This is a genomic window from Mesorhizobium sp. M7A.F.Ca.US.006.04.2.1 (genome assembly GCF_004022915.1).
Lineage (GTDB): Bacteria > Pseudomonadota > Alphaproteobacteria > Rhizobiales > Rhizobiaceae > Mesorhizobium > Mesorhizobium ciceri.
In genome coordinates this window covers 1-867 of record NZ_RZQA01001426.1, presented here as the reverse complement: position 1 = coordinate 867, position 867 = coordinate 1, and the positions used below count along the sequence as shown (strand labels likewise).

The 867-nt window shown below is 65.7% G+C and carries 1 protein-coding gene; it reads left to right on the top strand.

Annotation, left to right across the window (positions count from 1 at the left end; translation table 11 throughout):
- The coding region (locus tag EN925_RS37810; protein WP_206633179.1) for a right-handed parallel beta-helix repeat-containing protein at positions 1–867 on the top strand (867 nt) is incomplete at both ends.

The window sequence follows — 867 nt, the reverse complement described above, 5'->3', positions numbered from 1 at the left end:
CCGCAAGGCTTTTCGGCGGCGGCACCAGCACCTTCAACCTGGGCGGCAGCGACGGCACGATCCAGGGCACCAACGTCGCCAACCCCGTCTTTACGCTCGGCAACGGCAACACGCTCAACGGCATCACCATCACCGGCGGCGGCGACGGCATCTTCGGCAACAACATCACCGGCGCGACGCTGACCAATGTGACGGTCACCGGTGCGGGCGGCAACGGCGCCGACTTCACGGGCAGTTCGACCGGCATCACCGGCTCCAACTTCACCGCCACCGGCAACGGCCTCGACGGCCTGCACATCGACGGCGACGGCACCTACAATTTCACCGGCACGACGCTGCTGAAGGGCAATCTCGACGACGGTCTCGATATCACCGGCAAGGGCACCTACACCTTCGCCACCGTCAATGCGCAGGACAATACCGACCGCGGCATCACCGTGCAGGGCACGTCGACCGGAGGCACGTTCACCACCACCGGCGGCACCGTGTCAGGCAATGGCGGCACCGCCGTCTTCATCGATCCGATCACCGCCCATGTGGTGCTGGACTCGATCAGCCAGAGCGGCGGCACGTCGGGTGTCGTGCTGGAGAATGTCGCGGGCAGCTTCACCGTCAACGGTGCGACGACGATCTCCAACACGACCGGACCGGCGATCGCCATTTCGGATTCGCCGGCGACGATCCGCTTCGGCGACATCAGCATCACCAACCCCGGCGCCGACACCCAGTCCGGAGATGACGATGTTGCCGGCGTCAATGCGGCGGTGGTCGCCGGCAACAGCGTCATCTCCGGACTGGGTGTCGGCACCGGCCTCGACTTCTCCGGATCCAAGACCAATTTCACCGCGCAGTCGCTCAGCATCACCG